Origin of the sequence: Streptomyces capillispiralis, assembly GCF_007829875.1 — a bacterium.
In the GTDB taxonomy this organism is placed as follows: domain Bacteria; phylum Actinomycetota; class Actinomycetes; order Streptomycetales; family Streptomycetaceae; genus Streptomyces; species Streptomyces capillispiralis.
The window spans coordinates 5904117-5924802 of sequence record NZ_VIWV01000001.1 but is presented as its reverse complement, the minus strand read 5'-3'; the positions used below and the strand labels follow the sequence as shown (position 1 = coordinate 5924802).

At 73.9% G+C, this 20686-nt stretch carries 19 protein-coding genes; 9 read left to right on the top strand and 10 right to left on the bottom strand.

The window, feature by feature from the left end; all coding sequences use genetic code 11:
• Positions 1 to 31: 31 nt before the first annotated feature.
• The 3 genes from FHX78_RS25780 to FHX78_RS25770 all read right to left on the bottom strand — a co-directional run bounded on the left by FHX78_RS25780 (position 32) and on the right by FHX78_RS25770 (position 2625).
• Positions 32 to 1204: an ArsA family ATPase gene (locus FHX78_RS25780; protein WP_145869783.1), complete on the bottom strand. Its 1173-nt coding sequence runs from the start codon at positions 1202 to 1204 to the stop codon at positions 32 to 34.
• Between the two features lie 42 nt (positions 1205 to 1246).
• On the bottom strand, positions 1247 to 1690 hold the full coding sequence (locus tag FHX78_RS25775) for an SRPBCC family protein (protein ID WP_145869782.1): 444 nt from the start codon (positions 1688 to 1690) through the stop codon (positions 1247 to 1249).
• Between the two features lie 137 nt (positions 1691 to 1827).
• Positions 1828 to 2625, bottom strand: coding sequence for a metallophosphoesterase family protein (locus tag FHX78_RS25770; protein ID WP_145869781.1), 798 nt, complete (start codon positions 2623 to 2625; stop codon positions 1828 to 1830).
• A 297-nt stretch (positions 2626 to 2922) separates the two neighbouring features.
• Here FHX78_RS25770 and FHX78_RS25765 point away from each other — a divergent pair, with 297 nt between their 5' ends.
• Entirely contained in the window at positions 2923 to 4719 is a 1797-nt protein-coding gene (locus FHX78_RS25765) for an AMP-dependent synthetase/ligase (RefSeq protein ID WP_145869780.1), read from the top strand.
• A gap of 57 nt (positions 4720 to 4776) precedes the next feature.
• On the opposite strand, the gene FHX78_RS25760 is transcribed toward FHX78_RS25765, so the two are convergent.
• Positions 4777 to 5919 carry a glycosyltransferase family 4 protein gene (locus FHX78_RS25760; RefSeq protein ID WP_145869779.1) on the bottom strand — a complete coding sequence of 381 codons (1143 nt, stop codon included), beginning with the start codon at positions 5917 to 5919 and terminating at the stop codon, positions 4777 to 4779.
• Positions 5920 to 6041: 122 nt separating this feature from the next.
• Here FHX78_RS25760 and FHX78_RS25755 point away from each other — a divergent pair, with 122 nt between their 5' ends.
• On the top strand, positions 6042 to 7274 hold the full coding sequence (locus tag FHX78_RS25755; protein ID WP_145869778.1) for a glycosyltransferase family 87 protein: 1233 nt from the start codon (positions 6042 to 6044) through the stop codon (positions 7272 to 7274).
• Positions 7275 to 7286: 12 nt separating this feature from the next.
• Here FHX78_RS25755 and FHX78_RS25750 read toward each other — a convergent pair whose 3' ends face one another.
• From FHX78_RS25750 to FHX78_RS25730, 5 genes are all read right to left on the bottom strand, one after another.
• Positions 7287 to 8477 (bottom strand): hypothetical protein, encoded by a 1191-nt coding sequence (locus tag FHX78_RS25750; RefSeq protein WP_167531855.1) that lies wholly within the window; start codon positions 8475 to 8477, stop codon positions 7287 to 7289.
• Between the two features lie 33 nt (positions 8478 to 8510).
• On the bottom strand, positions 8511 to 9527 hold the full coding sequence (locus FHX78_RS25745) for a C40 family peptidase (protein WP_145869777.1): 1017 nt from the start codon (positions 9525 to 9527) through the stop codon (positions 8511 to 8513).
• A 197-nt stretch (positions 9528 to 9724) separates the two neighbouring features.
• On the bottom strand, positions 9725 to 10765 hold the full coding sequence (locus FHX78_RS25740) for a C40 family peptidase (RefSeq protein WP_145869776.1): 1041 nt from the start codon (positions 10763 to 10765) through the stop codon (positions 9725 to 9727).
• Between the two features lie 272 nt (positions 10766 to 11037).
• The gene (locus FHX78_RS25735; protein ID WP_145869775.1) at positions 11038 to 12381 is read right to left on the bottom strand and encodes an NYN domain-containing protein; all 1344 of its coding nucleotides are present in this window, start codon (positions 12379 to 12381) and stop codon (positions 11038 to 11040) included.
• A 103-nt stretch (positions 12382 to 12484) separates the two neighbouring features.
• Positions 12485 to 12724, bottom strand: a complete 240-nt coding sequence (locus FHX78_RS25730; RefSeq protein ID WP_145869774.1) for a hypothetical protein — start codon at positions 12722 to 12724, stop codon at positions 12485 to 12487.
• A 157-nt stretch (positions 12725 to 12881) separates the two neighbouring features.
• Here FHX78_RS25730 and FHX78_RS25725 point away from each other — a divergent pair, with 157 nt between their 5' ends.
• The 7 genes from FHX78_RS25725 to FHX78_RS25695 all read left to right on the top strand — a co-directional run bounded on the left by FHX78_RS25725 (position 12882) and on the right by FHX78_RS25695 (position 19154).
• A complete protein-coding gene (locus FHX78_RS25725; RefSeq protein WP_145869773.1) occupies positions 12882 to 13616 on the top strand; it encodes a rhomboid family intramembrane serine protease in 735 nt (244 codons plus the stop codon).
• On the top strand, positions 13613 to 13894 hold the full coding sequence (locus FHX78_RS25720) for an Lrp/AsnC family transcriptional regulator (RefSeq protein ID WP_030820493.1): 282 nt from the start codon (positions 13613 to 13615) through the stop codon (positions 13892 to 13894). Before FHX78_RS25725 ends, FHX78_RS25720 begins: the two co-directional genes overlap by 4 nt.
• A gap of 81 nt (positions 13895 to 13975) precedes the next feature.
• Positions 13976 to 14287: a small secreted hydrophilic protein gene (locus FHX78_RS25715; RefSeq protein WP_145869772.1), complete on the top strand. Its 312-nt coding sequence runs from the start codon at positions 13976 to 13978 to the stop codon at positions 14285 to 14287.
• The gene (locus FHX78_RS25710) at positions 14217 to 15701 is read left to right on the top strand and encodes a sensor histidine kinase (RefSeq protein ID WP_189908692.1); all 1485 of its coding nucleotides are present in this window, start codon (positions 14217 to 14219) and stop codon (positions 15699 to 15701) included. The genes FHX78_RS25715 and FHX78_RS25710 overlap by 71 nt, the downstream gene beginning before the upstream one ends.
• Before the next feature lie 20 nt (positions 15702 to 15721).
• A complete protein-coding gene (locus FHX78_RS25705) occupies positions 15722 to 16384 on the top strand; it encodes a response regulator transcription factor (RefSeq protein WP_145869771.1) in 663 nt (220 codons plus the stop codon).
• A gap of 91 nt (positions 16385 to 16475) precedes the next feature.
• A complete protein-coding gene (locus FHX78_RS25700) occupies positions 16476 to 17891 on the top strand; it encodes an SLC13 family permease (RefSeq protein WP_167531854.1) in 1416 nt (471 codons plus the stop codon).
• A gap of 54 nt (positions 17892 to 17945) precedes the next feature.
• Positions 17946 to 19154, top strand: coding sequence for a glycerate kinase (locus tag FHX78_RS25695; protein ID WP_145869770.1), 1209 nt, complete (start codon positions 17946 to 17948; stop codon positions 19152 to 19154).
• A 63-nt stretch (positions 19155 to 19217) separates the two neighbouring features.
• Here the strand turns inward: FHX78_RS25695 and FHX78_RS25690 are convergent, their stop codons facing one another.
• Complete coding sequence (locus FHX78_RS25690; protein WP_145869769.1) at positions 19218 to 20591, bottom strand: aminotransferase class V-fold PLP-dependent enzyme; 1374 nt, start codon at positions 20589 to 20591, stop codon at positions 19218 to 19220.
• Positions 20592 to 20686 lie beyond the last annotated feature (95 nt).

Sequence of the window (20686 nt, the reverse complement as noted above, 5' to 3'; positions counted from 1 at the left end):
CTTCGACGGTACCCGAACGGCCGTGACCGCTTCACGGGGTGCGCGGCCACAGTCCCGGATCCGGCCGGAACCGGATGCGCAGCTCGCCCTCGCGCAGGGCGGCGCCGTCGACGGTGCAGCGGCGCAGCGCGGAGGGCAGCGGGACGACGCGGCGGAACGGTCCGGCGGTGACGACGAGTTCGTCGCCGCGCCGGACGAGGTCGAGTTCGTCGCGGCGGGCGTCCGGCAGGGGGATGTGCCAGACCAGGACGCCGTCGTCGGCCAGCCGGTCGGTGACCGGCCAGGCGACGGTGCCGGGTTCCGCCGGGGCGGCGGGCACGGCGAGGGCGGCGAGGTCGTCGGTGCCGCGCGGGTCGCGTCCCAGGTGGGCGACCGGGTGGACGGCGTACGTCTCGCGCCACTCCTCCAGGGTCTTGCGCTGCTGGGCGACGGGGCCGGCGAGCCAGCTGTCCGCGTCGGTCTCCGGCAGTACGCGGGTGGCGATCAGCGCGTCCGTGCGCAGTCCGCGCAGGGCGAGGCCGAGGGCCGCGGTGCGGACGGCGTCGGCACCGGCGGGGCCCGGTTCGGCGACCAGGCGTACGGCGGTGCCGCGGTCGGCGAGCACGGCCTCGACGGCGGCGAGTTGCAGGTCGAGGCGGGCCGCCGTCTCGTACAGCCACTCGGCGGGCAGCGGGACGCCGGCGAGGCGGCCGAGGACGGGGCGCAGGGCGCGGGCGGCCTGCCGCTCGGGCGGGAGCAGCCGGCGCAGGTAGCGGCGCAGTTCCTCGGGGAGGGCGAGGAGGGAGAGGGCGCGCGGGGCGGGCGGGAGGTCCACGACGACGAGGTCGTACGACTCCTCCGACAGCGCGGCGTCGCGCAGGGCGCGCAGGACGGCGAGTTCCTCGGCGCCGGGGAGCGGGGCGATCTCCTCGGGGTCGAGCCGGGAGGCGCCGAGGAGGTCCAGCGCGGAGGCGGCCCGGTCCTGGAGGGCGGTGAGGTCGGCGCGGAAGTCGGCGTCGGGGTCGACGCGCCGGGCGGTGAGTCCCGGGGCGGCCTCGACCGGCCCCGGTCCGACGGGCACCCCGAGCACCGCGCCCAGGGTGTCCGTCCGGTCGGTGCCGAGCACCAGGGTGCGGGCGCCCGCACGGGCTGCGGCGAGCGCGGTGCCGGCCGCGACGGTGGTCCGCCCGCCGCCGCCGGGGCCCGTGATCAGGAGGGTACGCATGAGGCTGAACGCTACCCGGCGTGCCCCGCGCGCCGTTCCGCGCTACTTCGGGCCCGCCTCCACGCGCTTCTTCAGCCCCGCCAGGGCGCGGTCGATGATGACCTTCTCGGCCTTGCGCTTGATCATGCCGAGCATGGGGATCTTGACGTCGACGGTCAGCCGGTAGGTGACCTCGGTCGTGCCCGCGGCGGCCGGGGTGAGGAGGTAGGAGCCGTCGAGGGAGCGGAGCATCTGGGACTTCACCAGCGTCCAGGAGACCTCGTGCTCGCCGGTCCAGGTGTACGCCAGGGTCTGGTCGTCCTTGATCGCGCCGGCGTCCATGACAAGGCGCACCTGCTCGGCGCGGCCCTGGCCGTCGGTCGCGATGACCTCGGCCTCCTTCACCTCACCGGTCCAGTCCGGGTAGCGGGCGAAGTCGGCGATCACCCCCATGACATCGGCCGGTGCCGCCTCGATCGTGATGCTCGAGCTGGTGTGTTCCGCCATCGCCGTGGCTCCTCCGGATGCGGGCCGGTACTCGGAATCGCCGTGCGCGAGTGCAGCGCACGCCTGTGCAGCGGAAGGCTACCGCGCGGTCGGCCGGCCCCACTCACCCCACCTGGGGCGTCGGCGCCCGCGCGGCCTCACCACTCCAGCGCCCAGGGGCGTCCGCTGCCCGCGAAGTGCCCCACGTTGACGCACTCGGTGGCGCCGATCCGCATCCGGCGCACCAGGGGCTGGTGCACGTGCCCGAACAGGGCGTAGCGGGGCCGGGTGCGGCGGATGGCGTCCAGCAGCGCCCGGCTGCCCCGCTCGAAGCGGCGCGCGACGGTGTCGTAGACCAGCTCCGGCACCTCCGGCGGGATGTGGGTGCACAGCACGTCGACCTCGCCGACGGCCTCGATCTTCGCCGCGTACTCCTCGTCGTCGATCTCGTACGGGGTGCGCATGGGGGTGCGCAGGCCGCCGCCGACGAAGCCGAAGGTCCGGCCGCCGATCTCCGCCCGCTGCCCGTCGAGGACGGTCGTGCCGGGGCCGGCGTACTCCTGCCACAGGGGCGGCATGTCGACGTTGCCGTAGGTGGCGTACGTCGGGGTGGGGAAGGCGGCGAACAGCTCGGCGTACTGTTTGCGCACCGCCTTCTCGATCGCCGCGGCCCGGTCCGTGCCGATGCCCGCCCACAGTTCGCGCTGGAAGGCGCGCGCCTCCTCGAAGCGGCGGGCGGTGCGCAGCTCCACGATGCGGTCGGCGTTCGCAGTACCGAACAGGTCGGGGAAGATGCCGCGCGAGTGGTCGGCGTAGTCGAGGAAGAGCACCAGGTCGCCCAGGCAGATCAGGGCGTCGGCGCCGTCGCCGGCCCGGGCCAGGTCACGGGCGTTGCCGTGCACGTCACTGACCACGTGGACACGCGTGCGGCGCTTGCCGTCTGCTGTGGGTGCCATGGCGATCAAGGGTAAGCGGGTCCGCCGGGCGTGGACAATGGCGGGCGGACCTGCGGTTACTGGCTCGTCGGTGAGGGGGTGGACTACTGTGCGCCGTGGAACACCAAACCTGTGTGACGCAAGGAACATCTCACCGGGCCCCCCTGTCGCAGACGCCATACCGGCGGGTAACGTCCGGGCAGTCCACTCGTGCTCGGGATTTCAACTTGTGAATTCGCGAGCACCCGCCCGAGCCTTGGACCGCACCGTCGCATCGCACCACGTCGTGGCGCCGGCGCCCTAAGAGGAGCAGCAGTCTTGCGCGAGTTCAGCCTTCCGGCTTTGTACGAGGTCCCAGCGGACGGCAATCTGACCGACATCGTCCGCAGAAACGCCGCGCAGCACCCCGACGTCGCCGTCATCGCCCGCAAGGCGGGCGACGGCTGGCAGGACGTGACGGCGTCGGCCTTCCTCGCGGAGGTGCGCGCGGCCGCCAAGGGCATGATCGCCGCCGGAGTGCGGCCCGGTGACCGGGTCGGCCTGATGTCCCGCACCCGTTACGAGTGGACGCTGCTGGACTTCGCGATCTGGAGCGCCGGCGCGGTCACCGTGCCGGTGTACGAGACCAGTTCGCCGGAGCAGGTGGCGTGGATCCTCGGCGACTCCGGCGCCACCGCCTGCTTCGTGGAACTCGGGGCGCACGCCGAGGCCGTGGAGTCGGTGCGCGACCGGCTGCCCGCGCTGAAGCACCTGTGGCAGATCGAGGCCGGCGCCGTCGAGGAGCTGGACCGGCTCGGCCGGGACGTCACCGACGAGACGGTCGAGGAGCGCGGTTCGTCCGCGAAGGCGGACGACCCGGCGACCATCGTCTACACCTCCGGCACCACCGGCCGCCCCAAGGGCTGTGTGCTCACCCACCGCAGCTTCTTCGCCGAGTGCGGCAACATCGTGGAGCGGCTGCGGCCGCTGTTCCGCACCGGCGAGTGCTCGGTGCTGCTGTTCCTGCCGCTCGCGCACGTCTTCGGGCGGCTGGTGCAGATCGCGCCCATGATGGCGCCGATCAAGCTGGGCTGTCTGCCCGACATCAAGAACCTCACGGACGAGCTGGCCTCGTTCCGGCCGACGCTGATCCTGGGCGTGCCGCGGGTCTTCGAGAAGGTCTACAACTCGGCGCGGGCCAAGGCGCAGGCCGACGGCAAGGGCAAGATCTTCGACAGGGCCGCGGACACGGCGATCGCCTACAGCCGGGCGCTGGACACGCCGTCCGGGCCCTCGCTCGGCCTGAGGATCAGGCACAAGGTGTTCGACAAGCTGGTCTACGGCAAGCTGCGCGCGGTGCTGGGCGGGCGCGGCGAGTACGCCATCTCCGGCGGCGCCCCGCTGGGCGAGCGCCTGGGCCACTTCTTCCGCGGCATCGGCTTCAGCGTGCTGGAGGGCTACGGGCTGACCGAGTCCTGCGCGGCCACCGCGTTCAACCCGTGGGACCGGCAGAAGATCGGCACGGTCGGCCAGCCGCTGCCCGGTTCGGTGATCCGCATAGCGGACGACGGCGAGGTGCTGCTGCACGGCGAGCACCTGTTCAAGGAGTACTGGAACAACCCGGCCGCGACCGCCGAGGCCCTGGCCGACGGCTGGTTCCACACCGGGGACATCGGCACCCTGGACGAGGACGGCTATCTGCGGATCACCGGCCGCAAGAAGGAGATCCTGGTGACCGCGGGCGGCAAGAACGTCGCCCCGGCGGTGATCGAGGACCGCATCCGGGCGCACGCGCTGGTCGCCGAGTGCATGGTGGTGGGTGACGGGCGGCCGTTCGTGGGCGCGCTGGTCACCATCGACGAGGAGTTCCTGGGCCGCTGGTGCGCCGAGCACGGCAAGCCGGCCGGGTCGACGGCGTCGTCGCTGAGCGCCGACCCGGATCTGCTCGCGGAGATCCAGTCGGCGGTCGACGACGGCAACGCGGCGGTGTCGAAGGCGGAGTCGGTGCGCAGGTTCCGCATCCTGCCCGCGCAGTTCACCGAGGAGTCGGGGCACCTGACCCCGTCGCTGAAGCTGAAGCGGAACGTCGTGGCGAAGGACTACGCCCACGAGATCGAGGCGATCTACGCCAAGTAGGCGGGGGCGCGGCCCGGTTGCCCCCGCCCCCCGGGGGGCGTTCTTCGGGACGGCCCGTCAGAGCAGCGTCTTCAGCCGCTCCGCCAGCAGGTCCCAGCGCCACTTCCGCTCGACCCACTCCCGGCCCCGCTCGCCCATCCTGCGGCGCAGCTCCTCGTCCCCGAGGAGGGTGATCACGCGGTCGGCGGTCTGGCCGGGGTCCTCGCCGCGGACGACCCAGCCGGTCTCGCCGTCGAGGACCGCGTCGGGCGCGCCGCCCGAGTCGCCGGCCACGACGGGCAGGCCGGTCGCGGAGGCCTCCAGGTAGACGATGCCGAGCCCCTCGACGTCCAGGCCCCCTCGCCGGGTGCGGCAGGGCATGGCGAAGACGTCCCCGGCGCCGTAGTGGGCGGGCAGCTCGGACCAGGGGACGGAGCCGGTGAAGCGCACGGAGGCGGCAACGCCGGTGTCGCGCGCGAGGGCGCGCAGGTCCTTCTCGTACGGTCCGCCGCCGACGATCAGCAGCACGGCCTCCGGCTCGGCCGCCAGGATCGCGGGCATCGCCCGGATCAGCGTGTCCTGTCCCTTGCGCGGCACCAGCCGCGAGACGCACACGACCACCGGCCGGTCGGTCAGTCCGAGCCGCGCCCGCACCTCGTCGCCGCCCGAACCGGGGTGGAAGGTCTTCTCGTCGACCCCGGGCGGCAGCTGCGCCATCCGCGCCGCCGCCTCCGGGGTGAGCGCGCCGGCGATCCGGGAGCGGGTGTACTCGCCGAGGTAGGTGATCGTGTCCGTGGACTCGCCGATGCGGCGCAGCAGTTGCCGCGCGGCGGGCAGCTGGGCCCAGCCGGCCTCGTGGCCGTGGGTGGTGGCCACGATCCGCTCGGCGCCCGCCCGGCGCAGCGCCGGTGCCATCAGCCCGAGCGGCGCGGCCGCCCCGAACCAGACCGAGGTGCACCCGTGCTCCCGCAGCAGCCCGACGGCCCGCCGGGTGGCGCCCGGGGTGGGCAGCAGCATCGTCGTGCGGTCGCGTACGACGGTGAAGGGCTGCTCGGCGTCGAAGGCGGCGGTCGCCTCGACGCCCTCCCGGGTGCGCTTCCAGGTGGAGGCGTAGACGACGAGCCGCTCCGGGTCGAGCCGCAGCGCCATGTTGTGCAGGAACGCCTGGATGCCACCGGGGCGGGGCGGGAAGTCGTTGGTCACGATCAGGGTCTTGTGCATCGCCGCCGACCCTACCGAACAGCGGTTCCGCCGTCCGCCACGGCGGCGCTCCGTGGCACGGGCACAGGGGTCCGCGCCATCATGGCCCCCTCAGGACCGCACACCGGACGGACGGGAATCACGTGAAGACGACGGCCGCACGAGGCTCCCTCGCCGGGCTCCTGGCCCTCTGGGCCCTGACGCGAGGGGCCCTGCTGCTGTGCGTCCTGAAGGTGGTCGTCTTCCCCGGCCCGGACGTCACCAGCGACGTGTCGGTGATCTACCGGGGCTGGTACGACGTCCTGCGCACCGGCACCTTCCCGCTGGACGACGTCACCTGGCAGTACCCGCCCGCCGCCGCCCTGGCGATCCTCTCCCCCGGCCTGCTGCCCTTCCTGGAGTACGCCACCGCGTTCTTCGTCCTGGCCCTCGTCGCCGACGTGGTCACGCTGGCGCTGCTGCTGTACGCGGGCCGTGGCCCCGGCCGGACGCGGGGCGGCGCCTGGGTGTGGGTGGCGGGCGTGCCGCTGCTCGGGCCGACGGTGTACGCGCGCTACGACGTGATGGTGACCGCGGTGGCGGTGGCCGCGCTGCTGGCCGCCGGCCGGTACCCCCGGGTGATGGGCGCGCTGGCCGGTTTCGGGGCGCTGCTGAAGGTGTGGCCGGCCCTGCTGCTCCTCGGGGTGCGCCGGCGTGCCGCGTGGGTGTCGGCGGCGGTCACCGGGGCCGGTGCGGCCGCGCTGTTCGCGGTGCTCATGCCGGGCGCGTTCGCGTTCCTCACCTTCCAGCGGGACCGGGGCACGGAGGTCGAGTCGCTGGGCTCCCTCGTCTTCCACGTGGCCCGGCACCACGGCTGGGAGGGCGAGGTGCTGCTGAACTACGGCTCGGTGGAGTTCCTCGGCCCGTACGTGCCCTGGGTGAGCACGGGCGCGCTGGTGCTGAGCGGGGCCGCGCTGGCCTGGCTGGTGCTGTGGCGGCTGCTGGCCACCCGGTCCGAGGCGCACACGGTCGCCGACGCGGCGTTCGTGGCGGTGCTGCTGTTCACCACCACCAGCCGGGTGATCAGCCCGCAGTACATGGTGTGGCTGGTCGGGCTGGCGGCGGTCTGCCTGTGCTTCCGGGGGAGCCGGATGCGCCTTCCGGTCGCGCTGGTGCTGGTGGCGTCGTTCGTGACGGTGCTGGAGTTCCCGCTCTGGTTCGCGCACGTCGTGGCCAGTGATCCGCTGGGCATCGGCCTGCTGGTGCTGCGCAACGGGCTGCTGGTGGCCGCGTCGCTCCTCGCGGCCCGCAGGCTGTGGAGCGCCACCGTCCCGCTCCCGGCGCCGCTGCCCCGGCAGCCGGCCGCCCGCTCCAGCGAGACCCCGGTGTCGTCCTGACCCCGCTCCGGCTCAGCCCAGTACGTCCCTCACGTACTGCCGCCACTGGGCCGTGAACTCTCCGGGGGTGGTGCCGAGGACCCGGTCCATGGCGTCCTCCACCGCGCCGGCGCGCCCCTCGTGGGCGCCCACCGCGCGGTAGAACGCGCCGAGGCGTTCCTCGCCCCAGCGTTCGGCGATCATGCGGCAGGCCAGCCAGCCGCCCTCGTAGGCCCGGGCGAGCAGGTCGGCGTCGCCGGAGAAGCCGAAGTCGTCGTCGTCCGGCAGGGCGTCCGGCGCCTCGCCCCGGCCCACCGCGTAGGCCAGCTCGGGGGCGGCCTCGTCGGGGGTGCGGCCGGAGCCGCGGTAGCCGACCCAGTCGGCGAAGCCCTCGGACAGCCACAGCGGGGTGGCGGCGGAGGTGTGGGCGCGGGTGGCGACGTGGGTGGTCTCGTGGGTGAGGACGACCTGCCGGCCCGGGTCGCCGAGCAGCCCGAAGGCGTCCGGGTTGACGATGACGCGATCGGCCGGCGCGCTCGCCCCGGGGGCGGTGGCGCCGGTGGTGACGGCCGCGATGCCCCGGTAGGAGGAGGCGGGCGAGCCCAGCAGGCCCGCCATGCCCTCCAGGGACTCCGGCACCAGGACGACGACCCGGCCGGACCAGCGCGGACTCCAGGCGTCGGACACGGCGGGCACGGCGCGGTCGGCCAGCTCGGCGTAGTCGCGCAGTTCCGCCTCGGGCTGTCCGACGCCCAGCACCAGGCTCCGCTCCCCCCGGACGGCCCGAGCGGTGCCCTGGTCCCACAGCTGCTGGCCGGACTTCTTCGCGGGGCGGTCGGAGTCGACGGACCAACGGCCGTCCCGGTCCCGGCTCAGGCGCAGGGAGCGGGCGGTGGTGACCGGGGAGGCGTCGTAGCCCTCGACCCGGTAGCTGAGGTCGGCCGAGGCGGTGGCGGTGTCACCGGTGCGGTCCAGGCCGGTGACGCGGTAGGACCAGTCCGCGAGCGGTACCGCGCGCAGGTTGTCGAAACCGGCCCGGCTGCCGGTGCGGGCGTAGGCGGCGGCATCGCGGTCGAGGACCGCCGTCGCGCGGCGGTCGAGGAGCGACTGCACCTCCGCGCGGGCGCCGTCGACGGCCGTTCCCCCGCCGCACGCGACGAGGGAGACGAGCAGCAGACACAGCGCCACCACCGACGCCCCCGACACCCGCCTTCGACCAGCCACCTTCCCGAGGGTACGGGTGCCGGGCCGTTGCGGTCAGACCCTGGTGACCGACGTTACGGGCATCATCCCGACCGGGTCGTAGCGCACGGGGGCGCCCGGGTAGGGCGCGTGGATCACCTGGCCGTTGCCCGCGTACATGCCGACGTGGCTCGCGTCGGAGCGGTAGACCACCAGGTCGCCGGGGCGTGCCTCGGAGAGCGGCACCTGCCGGCCGGCGTACCGCTGGGCCTGCGAGGTGCGCGGCAGGGCGACCCCCGCCTGCCCGTACGACCACTGGGTCAGCCCGGAGCAGTCGAAGCCGGAGGGGCCGTTGGCGCCCCAGACGTAGGGCTTGCCGAGGGCGGAGCGGGCGGCGGCCACGGCCGCGGCGGCGCGGGCCGAGGCGGGTGCGGTGCCGCCCGGGCCGAGCAGGTCCGCGCGGCCGGAGCGGGTGGCCCGGTCCCAGTCGGCGCGTTCGCCGGCCGGGAGGGAGTGGAGCAGCCGGCGGGCCTCGGCGAGCTTGCGTTCCACGGTCCGCTTGTGGGCGGCCGCGGCCCTGCGGCTCCTGTCCAGCGCGCCGAGCTTGCCGGCCGCCTCCGCGCGGTCCTGGGCGAGGGAGCGCAGGGCGCTTCTCAGTCTCCTCAGCTCCCCGGCCTGGTGGACGGTGATCCGGTCGAGGACGGAGGCCTTCTCCAGGTAGTCCTCCGGGTCGTCGGCGAAGAGCAGGGCGAGGGAGGGGTCGAAACCGCCGGAGCGGTACTGGGCTTCGGCGAGCGAGCCCAGTGACTCCCGCATGGTGTTGACGCGCTCCTGCCGCCGGGCGATGCCGTCCTGCGCGGCGGCGATCTGCCGGCGCAGGCCGTCGGCGCGCTCGTCGGCCTCGTTGTACGCCTCGGTGGCCTTCTCGGCCTCCCGGTAGAGGCGGTCCACCTCGGCACGGGTGACGTCGTCCGGCGTGGCCGCGGCCGGTACGGCGCCGAGGGCGGTGGCGGCCGCCGACAGCAGCCCGAGGGCGACGACGGTGCTCCGGTCGGATCCGGAGGACGGTGCGACACGGCGATGGGACCCCACGGGAAACCGCGCTCCTTCCGCTGCGGACAGGGAAACGCGGCAGACAGTAGCCCCAGCGGCGGCGGGCGGACCAACGGCCGCGGTCGGCCGCACACGACGGCGCCCCGCCTCTGACGCAGGTCACAGGCGGGGCACGGGGCCGGCCGGGGCCGGTGCGAATCCCCCGAACGGCGGCACCGGCCGGGGGCGGAGGAGAACTAGACGCGGACGCCGAACATGAACGGGCCGCCGATGGTGTTCATCGACTCGTAGCGCACGACGGTGCCGGTGCGCGGGGCGTGGATGATCTGGCCGTTGCCCGCGTAGAGGCCCACGTGGTGCAGGTCGTTGAAGAAGAAGACCAGGTCGCCGACCTTGAGCTGGCTCACCGAGTAGATCCTGGTGCCGGCGCCGGTCTGGGCCTCGGAGGTGCGCGGGATGGCGACGCCGGCCTGGGCGTACGCCCACTGGGTCAGGCCCGAGCAGTCGTAGGAGGACGGGCCGGTGGCGCCGTAGACGTAGGGGGAGCCGAGCTTGCTCTGGGCGGCGGCGTAGGCCGCGGCGGCGCGGCCGGAGCCGGCCGGGACGTTCGTGGAGAGGGCGTCGCGCTCGCTGGTGCGGGTGGCGCGGTTCTGCTCCTCGGCGAGCTGGGCCTTCTCGGCGGCGGTCAGGCTGTTGAGCAGCTTCTGCGCGGAAGCCAGCTTGGCCTGGACCTCCTTCTTCTTCTTGCCCAGTTCGGTGCGGGTGGAGGCGAGGTCCTCGAGCTTCTCGGACGCCTCGGAGCGCTGCTGGGCGAGTTCGCGCTGCTTCTCCTGGATCTTCTCCAGCGCGTCGACCTGCTGGGTGCTCAACTGGTCGAGGGCGGACGCCTTGTCGAGGTAGTCGTCCGGGTCGGAGGAGAGGAAGAGCTGCACGGAGGGGTCGATGCCGCCGCTGCGGTACTGGGCGCTGGCCATCGAACCGAGGCCGTCGCGCAGCTCGTTGAGCTCCTGCTGACCGCGCGCGACGTTGTCCTGGATGGTGGAGATCTCCTTCTGGAGCTTCTCCTGCTTCTCCTTGGCCCCGTTGTACTTCTCGGTGGCCTGCTCCGCCTGCTCGTAGAGCTTGTCGACCTTGGCCTTGACCTCGTCCTTGCTCGGCTTCTCGCTGGGAGCGGCGTTGGCGGCCTGCGAGCTCATGACGACGGCAGCTGCGGCAGCGGTGGTGAGCACGGTCACACGTGCGCGGCTCGGCTGCTTGGGACGACGGTGGGACGCCACGGAGACGAGCTCCTTCTCGAGAGTGATCGCGCGGTCGCGGGTTCGAAGGCAGACCCTAGTGATTCTCTTGTGATCAGTTCAAATCCCCGGGCACAAAATCTCCGTTACAGCACGTGTATTTGGTCTCAACTCACCTGCAGTGATGCACCCTTGACGCTACGTTGCGTGACGGAACGGTCAATTCAGGCATAGATCACGTACGTTGCAGGGGGGACGCAAGTCAATCAGGTGCCATGAAAGCGGTGGGAAGAGAGCGGTGTGATGAACTGCCCTCAGGAGAGGCGCTTGAGGAGCACCGCCGAGGCGACCGGGCGGGCACCCGCGCGGGCCACGCCGTCGGCGACCTCGCGGTCGGTGGAGGCGACGATGACGGGCCGCCCCGGCGGCTCGGCGCGCACCAGCTGGCGGATCAGCTCGTCGGCGGTGACGCCCGGCTTGGAGAACAGCACCCGCACCCCGCGCGGCGGCGCCAGCAGCACCGGCGCGGCCAGTTCGGCGCCGTCGAAGACACAGGTCACCTCGGCGCCGGTCTGGGCGGCGAGCTGCGCGAGCTGGCCCAGCAGGCGCAGGCGCTGCTTCTCCAGCGGCATCTGGGGATAGCCGGTCTTGGTGACGTTGTAGCCGTCGACGACCAGGTGCGCCTGCGGCAGTGCCAGCAACTGGTCGAGGATCGCCGGGTCGTGCTCGGACAGCGCGCGGGCGGCGATGTCCTTCGGGGTCATGCGCCCCGGCTCCACGGCGTCCACGGTCTCGGCGGGCCGCACGGACACCGGGGGCAGCGCCAGCTCGCGGCGGAGCCCCTGGGCGGCGTCCAGCACCGTGTCCAGCAGCAGCCGGACCCGCATGTCCTCCACGCTGCGGCCCTCCCGGGCGGCCCGGCGCGCGGCCTCCAGCGCGGCCTCGGTCTCCCCCAGCCGGGCCTTGAGCCTGCGGCTCTCGCTCTCGGCGGCCGACACCTGGGCGTGCCCCTCGGCGCGGACGGCCTCCGTCTCGCCCCGCAGCTTGCGCAGGGCGGCCTCGCCGCGCTTGACGTCGCTGAGCGCGGACCGCAGCTTGCGGTGCAGCGCGTCGACCTCCTTCTTGGCCGACTCCAGTTCGGTGCGCAGCCGCTCGGTCTCGGCCTTGGTGTGCTCGCGGGCGCGGGCCAGCTCGGCGCGCAGCCGCTCCAGCTCGGCCCGGCTCTCCTCGTCGACGCGCTCGGCGTCGGCGCGCTGGGCCTCCTCGCCGGCGGCGGTCACCAGCTTCACCCAGCCGGGCGGGCGGAGCACATAGGCCGCGGCCGCCACGTCGAGCGGGTCCGCGGCCGGGGGCGGGGAACCGGATTCGAGGGCGCCGGTCAGTTCCGGCTGGGCCTCCTTGAGCCGCTCGCCGATGCGCTGGCGGAACAGCGGGTCGGTCTCCAGTGCCGCGGCCATGGCGTTGCCGGCGAACTTGGCGCGCCGGTTCGGGGTGAACCGGGCGTACTGTCTGAGCTGGGCGGGCAGCTCGGTGACCGTGAGCCCGCCGAAACCGTCGGCGACGATCTGGACGACCCGGCGGCGCACTCCGTCGGGCAGCGGACGGTCGAGCACCTCGGCGGCGCCGTCCTGCGGCCCCCCGCCCGTGGTCTCCACCATCCGTCACACCCCAATGCCTGTGTGCGACCCCGTGTGCGGGGTCACCGTCAGCGGGGCCCTCCGCCACTCTCGACTTCGCTCGAGCGGGAGGGACCCCCTTTGCTCAGGAGCCGGCGCCCGGCCTGTCCACGAGTTCCACCTGGTCGACCGCGTTGCACCAGCGGCACCGCACCGACTCGATCGTCTCATCGAGCACCTCGCGCTCCTCGACCGCGGGCTCTCCCGCCAGGTCGAGGTGGACGTACTCGACGACCTTCGACGAGCGGGTCACGTCGAAGCGGGTGAGGTTGCCGCAGAGAGTGCAGCGCCACCGCGTCGAGGCGGTCGGCAGAGGAACCGTCATCGTGGCTGTTCGCCTTCCTTCCAGTGTCCGTGACGCGCCGGGCGTCCCGGTGCGTGTGGCACGTAACCCTACGGCCTGGCGGGTCTCCGTCGCCCGCCCGTCCACGGCGGCGAGGCGGTCTGTACGGGTGCGTCCGGTTACGTCATGCTCTGTGTTCATGATCCGCAAGTGGAGCGCGTCGGCCGCCGAGGCGATCCGGGGCGCCTCCGCGCCGGTGACCCGCACCCTCATCGTCCTGTGCTGCCTCGTCTTCCTGATCGGGCCCGCGTCGGGGCTGCACCCGGCGCACGGCTCCGGTGAGGAGCTGCTCGCCGCGCAAACGGCCTATTTCCGGCGCTGGGGCGTGATCCCCGCAGACCTGTTCGAGGGTTCCCCCGAGGCCTTCCTCACCCCCGCCACGGCGCTGTTCGTGCACGGCAGCTGGGTGCATCTGCTCGGCAACATGCTGTTCCTCCACGTCTTCGGAACGATGGCCGAGACACGGATGGGCCGGGTCCGGTTCACCCTGTGCTACGCCGGCTGCGGCTACCTCGCGCTGCTGGGGTACGCCGCCGCCAACACGGCCTCCGAGCGGTCCCTGGTCGGTGCCTCCGGGGCGGTCTCGGCGGTGCTCGGCGCGTTCCTCTTCCTGTTCCCCCGGGCGCGGGTGACCAGTCTCCTGCCGTTCCTGTTCTTCCTGCCGGTCCGCCTGCCGGCCTGGGTGGTGCTGCCGTTCTGGGCGGCGCTGCAGTGGCTGGCGGCGGGGCGGGCGGACGACGGCCCGGGCGTCGCCTACCTGGCGCACCTCGTGGGGTTCGGCCTGGGCTTCGGCTACGCGTGGGTGCGTTTCGGCGGGGCGACTACAGTGAAGGCCGCCCCTGCTCCGGCCCCCGAGGGAGAGAACCAGCCGTGATCACCGCGATCGTCCTCATCAAGACCAGCGTGGACCGGATCCCCGAGATCGCGGAACGGATCGCCGCGCTGGACAGCGTCAGCGAGGTCTTCTCCGTCACCGGCACCTACGACCTGATCGCCATGGTCCGGGTCCGCGAGCACGAGGACCTGGCGGAGGTCATCCCCGGCCGGATCAGCAAGATCCCGGGCGTGGAGGGGACCGACACGCACGTGGCGTTCCGCACGTACTCGCAGCACGACCTGGAGGCGGCGTTCGCCATCGGCCTGGACAGCTGAGGCGGTGGGCGGCCCGGCGGATGAAGAGTTCTTCATCCAGGACTCATCCGGGCCGTCCGGTTCGGGCCGCAGGCTCGGGCCATGGTCTTCACTCGCCGGATGGCGGCCCTGGCCGCCGTCGTACTGATCCCGCTGGGCGTCGCCGCGACCAGCTTCGCGCTCTCCGACAGCCCCGCGCCGCCCAAGGTGCCGCCGCAGGTCGAACTGGACAGCGGCTCGCCCACCCCTTCCGCCACGGCCCCCTCGACGCGGCCCGACCCCACGCCGAGCGACGAGGTCGTCTCCCGGCCTCCGCTGACCGACAGCCCGGCGGGTGATGACGATGACGACGACCGCGGCCAGGACTCGGACGACGGCCCCGGCGGGGACGACGGACCGGGCGACGACGGCTGACGTGCCGCGCCGGCGGATCTCCGCCCGGGTCCGCATCCTGCTCTGGCTGCTGTTCGTCATGGCGGTCGCGCTCGCCTCGGTGGCCACCACCACCCGCTCCTTCCTGCTGCGGGACGTCGACGACCGGATCAACGGCCTGCTCACCCAGGAGACCGGCGAGTTCGCCAACTTCGAGCAGCGCGGCTTCGACCCGGAGACCGGCCGGCCCTTCACCGCTCCGGACCGGCTGCTGCGGGTCTTCCTGGAACGGCAGTACGCCGACCCGGACGAGGAGCTGATCGGCCTGGTGGCGCGGCCGAGCGGCGGCCCGGCGCAGCTCACCCAGCCGCGCGACCTGCCCGTCGCCCTGCCGCTGCACCGGGACCCCGACGCCCGGCGCCGCATCTTCGACTCGCCCGACCCCACCGGGGTGCTGCACCGGCCCGAGGGGGAGATTCGCTGGGCCAAGGTGTCCGTGGCCCCGGCGGGCGGCGGCGAGCCCGCGGCGGCGTTCGTCGTCGCCTTCCACCCCGAGCGGGAAGCGGCCCGGGTGGACGAGGTGTTCCGGGTGCTGCTCGCCATCTCGGGGGTCGGCCTGCTGCTGACCACCGGCATCGGCTGGGCGGTCGCCGGACGCATCCTCCAGCCCGTACGGCTGGTGCGCACCGCCGCCGCGCAGCTCACCGAGCAGGACCTCACCCGGCGCATCCCGGTGCGCGGCCGTGACGACATCGCGGCCCTCGCCGAGACGTTCAACGCGATGCTGGACCGTCTGGAGCGGGCCTTCGCCGCGCAGCGCCAGTTCGTCGACGACGCCGGCCACGAGCTGCGCACGCCCATCACGATCGTGCGCGGCCATCTGGAGCTGATGGGCGACGACCCGGCCGAACGCGAGGAGACCGTCCGCCTCGTCACCGACGAACTGGACCGGATGAGCCGCATCGTGGAGGACCTGCTGCTGCTCGCCAAGGCCGAGCGCCCCGACTTCGTCACCCCCGAGCCGGTGCAGCTCGCCGAACTCACCGCCGACGTCTACGTCAAGGCCCGCACCCTGGGCGAACGCGACTGGCAGCTCACCGGCATAGCCGACCGGGAGGCGGAACTGGACCCGCAGCGGATCACCCAGGCCATGGTGCAGCTGGCGCAGAACGCGGTGCAGCACACCACCGCCGGCCAGACCATCCGCATCGGCTCCCGCGCCGAGGGCTCCCGGATCGAGCTGTACGTCGCCGACTCCGGCCCCGGTGTCCGGCCGCAGGACCGGGAGCTGATCTTCGAACGCTTCCGGCGCGGCACCGCCCGGCGCGGCGCGCGCGGCTCGGGCGCGGGCCTCGGCCTGTCGATCGTCAAGGCGATCGCGGAGGGCCACGGCGGCCGGGTCCGCCTGCACGACACCGAGGGCGGCGGCGCCACCTTCGTACTGACGCTGGACTGAGCACAAGAAGAGGCACATCCGTGAACCGGATTCTGATCGTCGAGGACGAGGAGCGCATTGCGTCCTTCGTGGAGAAGGGCCTGCGCGCCAACGGCTTCACCACCACCGTCGTCCCCGACGGCGAGGCGGGCTACGAGTACGCGCTGACCGGCGGTTTCGACCTGGTCGTACTGGACATCGGGCTGCCCGGCCGGGACGGCTTCACCGTGCTGCGGGAGCTGCGCGAGTCCCGGGTGACGACCCCGGTGATCGTGCTGACCGCGCGGGACTCGGTCCGGGACACGGTGGCCGGTCTGGAGGGCGGCGCCGACGACTGGATGACCAAGCCGTTCCGCTTCGAGGAACTGCTCGCCCGGGTGCGGCTGCGGCTGCGCACGGCGGCCCGCGCGCCGGAGGTGACGGTGCTCAAGTCGGGCGACCTCACCCTGGACCTGAGGACCCGCAGGGCACGGGCGGCGGACCGCACGGTCGACCTGACGGCCCGTGAGTTCGTGCTCCTGGAACTGTTCCTGAGGCACCCCGGGCAGGTACTCTCCCGCGAGCAGATCCTCTCCCACGTGTGGGGCTACGACTTCGACCCGGGCTCCAACATCGTGGACGTGTACGTGCGGGCGCTGCGCAAGAAGCTCGGCGCGGACAAGGTGGAGACGGTCCGCGGGATGGGCTACCGCCTCCCGGGCTGACGGCGCCGGCCGGCCCCCGCCGCGCCTTGGGTGAAGTTCCCTTCATCTCCGGCTCATCGACGGCTCACGGCGCCGGTGAATCCTCGATGACGTGAGCCTGAATCCCCGACTGACCGCGGCCCTGTGCGTGGCCCTGTCGCTGTGCGCGCTGCTCGCGGTGCCCGGCAACTTCCCCGGCCTGAGCGGGGACGCGCGGGTCACCCTCGCCGTGTTCGCGCTGGCGACCTGCGCCTGGATCGGTACGCCGATCGACGACACGTACATCGCGCTGGGCGCCGGACTGGCGCTGACGGTGACCGGGGTGATCAGCAGCGACACCCTGTTCGGCACCCTGGGCGACTCCACGGTGTGGCTGCTGATCTGCGCGTTCGTCCTCGCCGCCGCGGTGGCCAGGACCGGGCTCGCGGGCCGCGCGGCCGCCTTCCTGGTCGGCGGGGCGCGTACGGTACGGCAGTTGACGCACCTGACGACCGCCGCACTGGTCGTCACCGCGTTCGCGGTGCCCGCCACCTCGGGCCGGGCGGCGCTGGCTCTGCCGGTGTTCCTCGCCCTCGCCAAGGCCCTCGCCGACCGGAAGCGGCTGGTGGTGATGCTGGCGCTGCTGTTCCCCACCGTGATCCTCCTGTCGGCGGTGGCGACCCTGATCGGCGCCGGCGCGCATCTGATCACCGTGTCGGTGCTGTGGGAGGCCACCGGGGAACGGGTCGGCTTCACCGAGTGGCTGCTGCTCGGGCTGCCGCTGGCCGTGGCCTCCTCCCACCTCGCCGCCGAGGCCGTCCTGCTGACCACCACCCGGCGCGCGGACCGCGCGGGCCCGGTGCACATCACCGCCGAGGAGATCCAGCGGCACAGCGACCGCCCGGTCACCGGTCCCTGGACCCAGGCCGAGAAGCGCTGCGCGCTGCTGCTGGCCACCGTCGTCGCCCTGTGGTGCAGCGAGCCGCTGCACCGGGTGCCGCCGGCCGTGGTCGCGCTGATCGGCGCGGTCGTCGCCGCCTCGCCGGCTCTGGGCACCGTACGGCTGAAGGACGCGCTGAGGACGGTGCCCTGGTCGCTGCTGCTGTTCATGGCGGCCACCATGGCGATGGGCGTGGCGCTCGCCGAGTCGGGCGCGGCGAGGTGGCTGGTCGGCGGGATGCCGTCGGGGATCACACCGGTGCTGTTCCTGGCGGTCGTGATCGCGGTGAGCACGGCGGCCCACCTGGTCCTGCAGTCCCGTTCCGCCCGCTCCTCCGTACTGGTGCCGCTGGTGGTCGCGGCGGCCGTGGGCGCCGGGGTGAACCCGGTCGCGGCGGCGCTCGCCTCCACCGCGGCGGCGGGCTTCTGCCACACGCTGCCGGCCTCCGCGAAGCCGGTGACGCTCTTCGCGGACCTGCCCGGCACCCCCACCTACACCCCGCGCGACCTGTTGCGGCTGTCCGCCGTGCTCGCACCGCTGACGGCCGCGCTGGTCCTGCTGTTCGCCGTCGCGGTGTGGCCGCTGCTCGGCGTGCCCGTCACCCGCTGACACCCGTACCACCGAGGCCCCGGACCGCCGGGGCCCGACCGCAAGGAGTCCACCATGCTCAGCCGTGTCGTCGTAGCCCCCAGCGGCTTCAAGGAGTCGCTCTCCGCCCCGGCCGCCGCCGACGCGATCGCGGCGGGCGTGCGCCGGGTCCTGCCGGACGCCGAGATCGACCGCATCCCGCTGGTGGACGGCGGTGAGGGAACGGCCTCCGCGCTGGCCGCGGCGACCGGCGGCCGGCTGGTCGAGCTGGCCGCGACCGGCCCGGTCGGCGAACCCGTCGGCACCCACTTCGCGCTGCTCGGCTCCGGGGACACGGCGGTCGTGGAGATGGCGGCGGTCGCGGGCCTCTCCCTGGTCCCGCGCACCCGCCGCGACCCGGGCGCCACCACCACGTACGGCGTGGGGGAGCTGATCCGCGCCGCGCTCGACCGGGGCGTACGGCGGGTGCTGGTGGGGTGCGGCGACTCGGGCACCTCGGACGGCGGCGCGGGCGCGCTCCAGGCCCTCGGGGCCCGGCTGCTGGACGCGGACGGCTTCGAACTGCCGCGCGGCGGCCGCGAGTTGCACCGGCTGGCACGCATCGACCCGGCCGGGCTCGACCCCCGCCTCGCGGACATCGACCTCCTCGTCGCCTGCAACCCGTTCAACGTGCTGTGCGGGGAGCGGGGCGTGGCCCGGGTGTTCGGGCCGCAGAAGGGGGCGACCCCGGCGCAGGTCGAGGAGCTGTCGGCGGGGCTGGAGAACTGGGCGCGGGTGCTGACCCGGGACCTCGCCGTCACCGGCACCGATCTGCGCCACGGCCCCGGCACGGGCGCCTCCGGCGGGCTCGGCGCCGGACTCGCCGCCCTGGGCGGGGCCCTCCTGCCCCGCTTCCAGGTGCTGCTGGACCACCTGGACCTGGACGCCCGGCTGGCCCGCGCCGACCTGGTCGTCACCGCCGAGGGCGCCCTGGACCACCAGACGCCGCGCGGCAAGGTCCCGGCGGAGGTGGCCCGCCGGGCCAAGCTGTCCGGCCGGCCGGTGCTGGCGCTGGCGGGGACGCTCGGCGAGGGCGCGCACGAGGTGCCGGGCGTGGACGCCTGCCACGGCATCCTGCCCGCCCCGATGGCCCTGACGGAGGCCCTGGTCCGCGGCGCGGAACTCCTCACGGACGCGACGGAACGCGCCCTGCGCATGATCGTCCTGGGCACCCGGCTGCCCGTACCGGCCGGCGCGCCCGCCCCGGACGCCGCAGGCGCCGAGTTCAGCCCCTCCGGCGTGTGAGGACGAGGCCCCTTCGGGGCCGAAGCGGGGTCCGGGGGCGGCAGGCCCCCGGGAGGGCGGGGCTCAGACCCGGTCGGACGTGTCCGGCACGCAGCGCCCGTCCTCCGTGCGGTAGGTCCAGCGGGCGCCCTCGGCCACCAGCTCGCGCACCGCCCGGACGAACCGTTCGACATGCTCGTCCGGCGTGCCCGCGCCGAAGCTGACCCGGATCGCGTTCAGGGACTTCTCACCGGGCGCCGCCTCGGGGGCCCCGCACTCGCCCTGGCTCTGCGGGTCGCTGCCGAGCAGCGTGCGCACCAGCGGGTGCGCGCAGAACAGCCCGTCCCGCACGCCGATGCCGTACTCGGCGGACAGCGCGGCGGCGAAGTGGGAGCTGTTCCAGCCCTCGACGACGAAGGAGAGCACGCCCACCCGCGGGGCGTCGTCCCCGAACAGCGACAGGAACCGCACCTCGGGCACGTCCGCCAGCCCCTCGCGCACGGTGCGGATCAGCTGCTCCTCGCGGGCGGTCAGGGTGTCGAACCCGGCCTCGGTGAGCGCCTTGCAGGCGGAGGCGATGGCGTACGCACCGATGACGTTGGGCGAGCCGGCCTCGTGGCGGGCGGCGCCGTCGTGCCACTCCACGTCCACTCCCCCGTCCGCGCGCCGGGTGACGCTGCGGCTCGCGCCGCCGCCCGCGAGGTAGGGCTCGGCCCGGCGCAGCCAGTCGGCGCGGCCGGCCAGCACACCGGAGCCGAAGGGCGCGTACAGCTTGTGCCCGCTGAACGCCACCCAGTCGACGTCGAGTTCGCGGACGCTCACCGGGTGGTGCGGGGCGAGCTGGGCGGCGTCCAGCACAATCCGGGCGCCGTGCGCGTGGGCGGCGGCGGCCAGTTCCCGTACCGGCCACAGCTCGCCGGTGACGTTGGAGGCGCCGGTGACGCAGACCAGGGCGGGCCCGTGCGGATCGCGGCCGGCGAGGGCGCGCTCCAGGGTCTCCACGGCCCGGCGCGGGCTGTCCGGGGCGTCGAGGCAGGTGACGCGGGCACCGCGCCAGGGCAGCAGGGAGGCGTGGTGCTCGGTCTCGAAGACGAAGACCTCGCAGCCCTCCGGGAGGGCGCCGGCGAGCAGGTTGAGGGAGTCGGTGGTGGACCGGGTGAAGACGACCTGGTCTCCGGTGCGGCAGCCGAGGAACTCGCCGACGGTCCGGCGGGCGTTCTCGAACAGGTCGGTGGAGAGCTGCGAGAGGTATCCGGCGCCCCGGTGGACGCTGCCGTAGTACGGCGCGTACGCGGCCACGTCGTCCCAGACGCGCTGGAGGGCGGGCGCGCTGGCCGCGTAGTCGAGGGCGGCGTAGGTGACCTCGCCGCCGGTGACCAGCGGGACGGTGACATCCCGCCCCAGAACGGGCAGCGGGGCACAAACGGACTGGTCGGCGGCAGCGGTGGCGACGGACATGGCGGAACTCCCGGTGAGGCAGGCGGAATCCCCGCGCGAGCGCTGGGCGCTCAAGCACGGTGGGGAAGGAGAAAAGGGTGTGCGGAGGCGGGGCT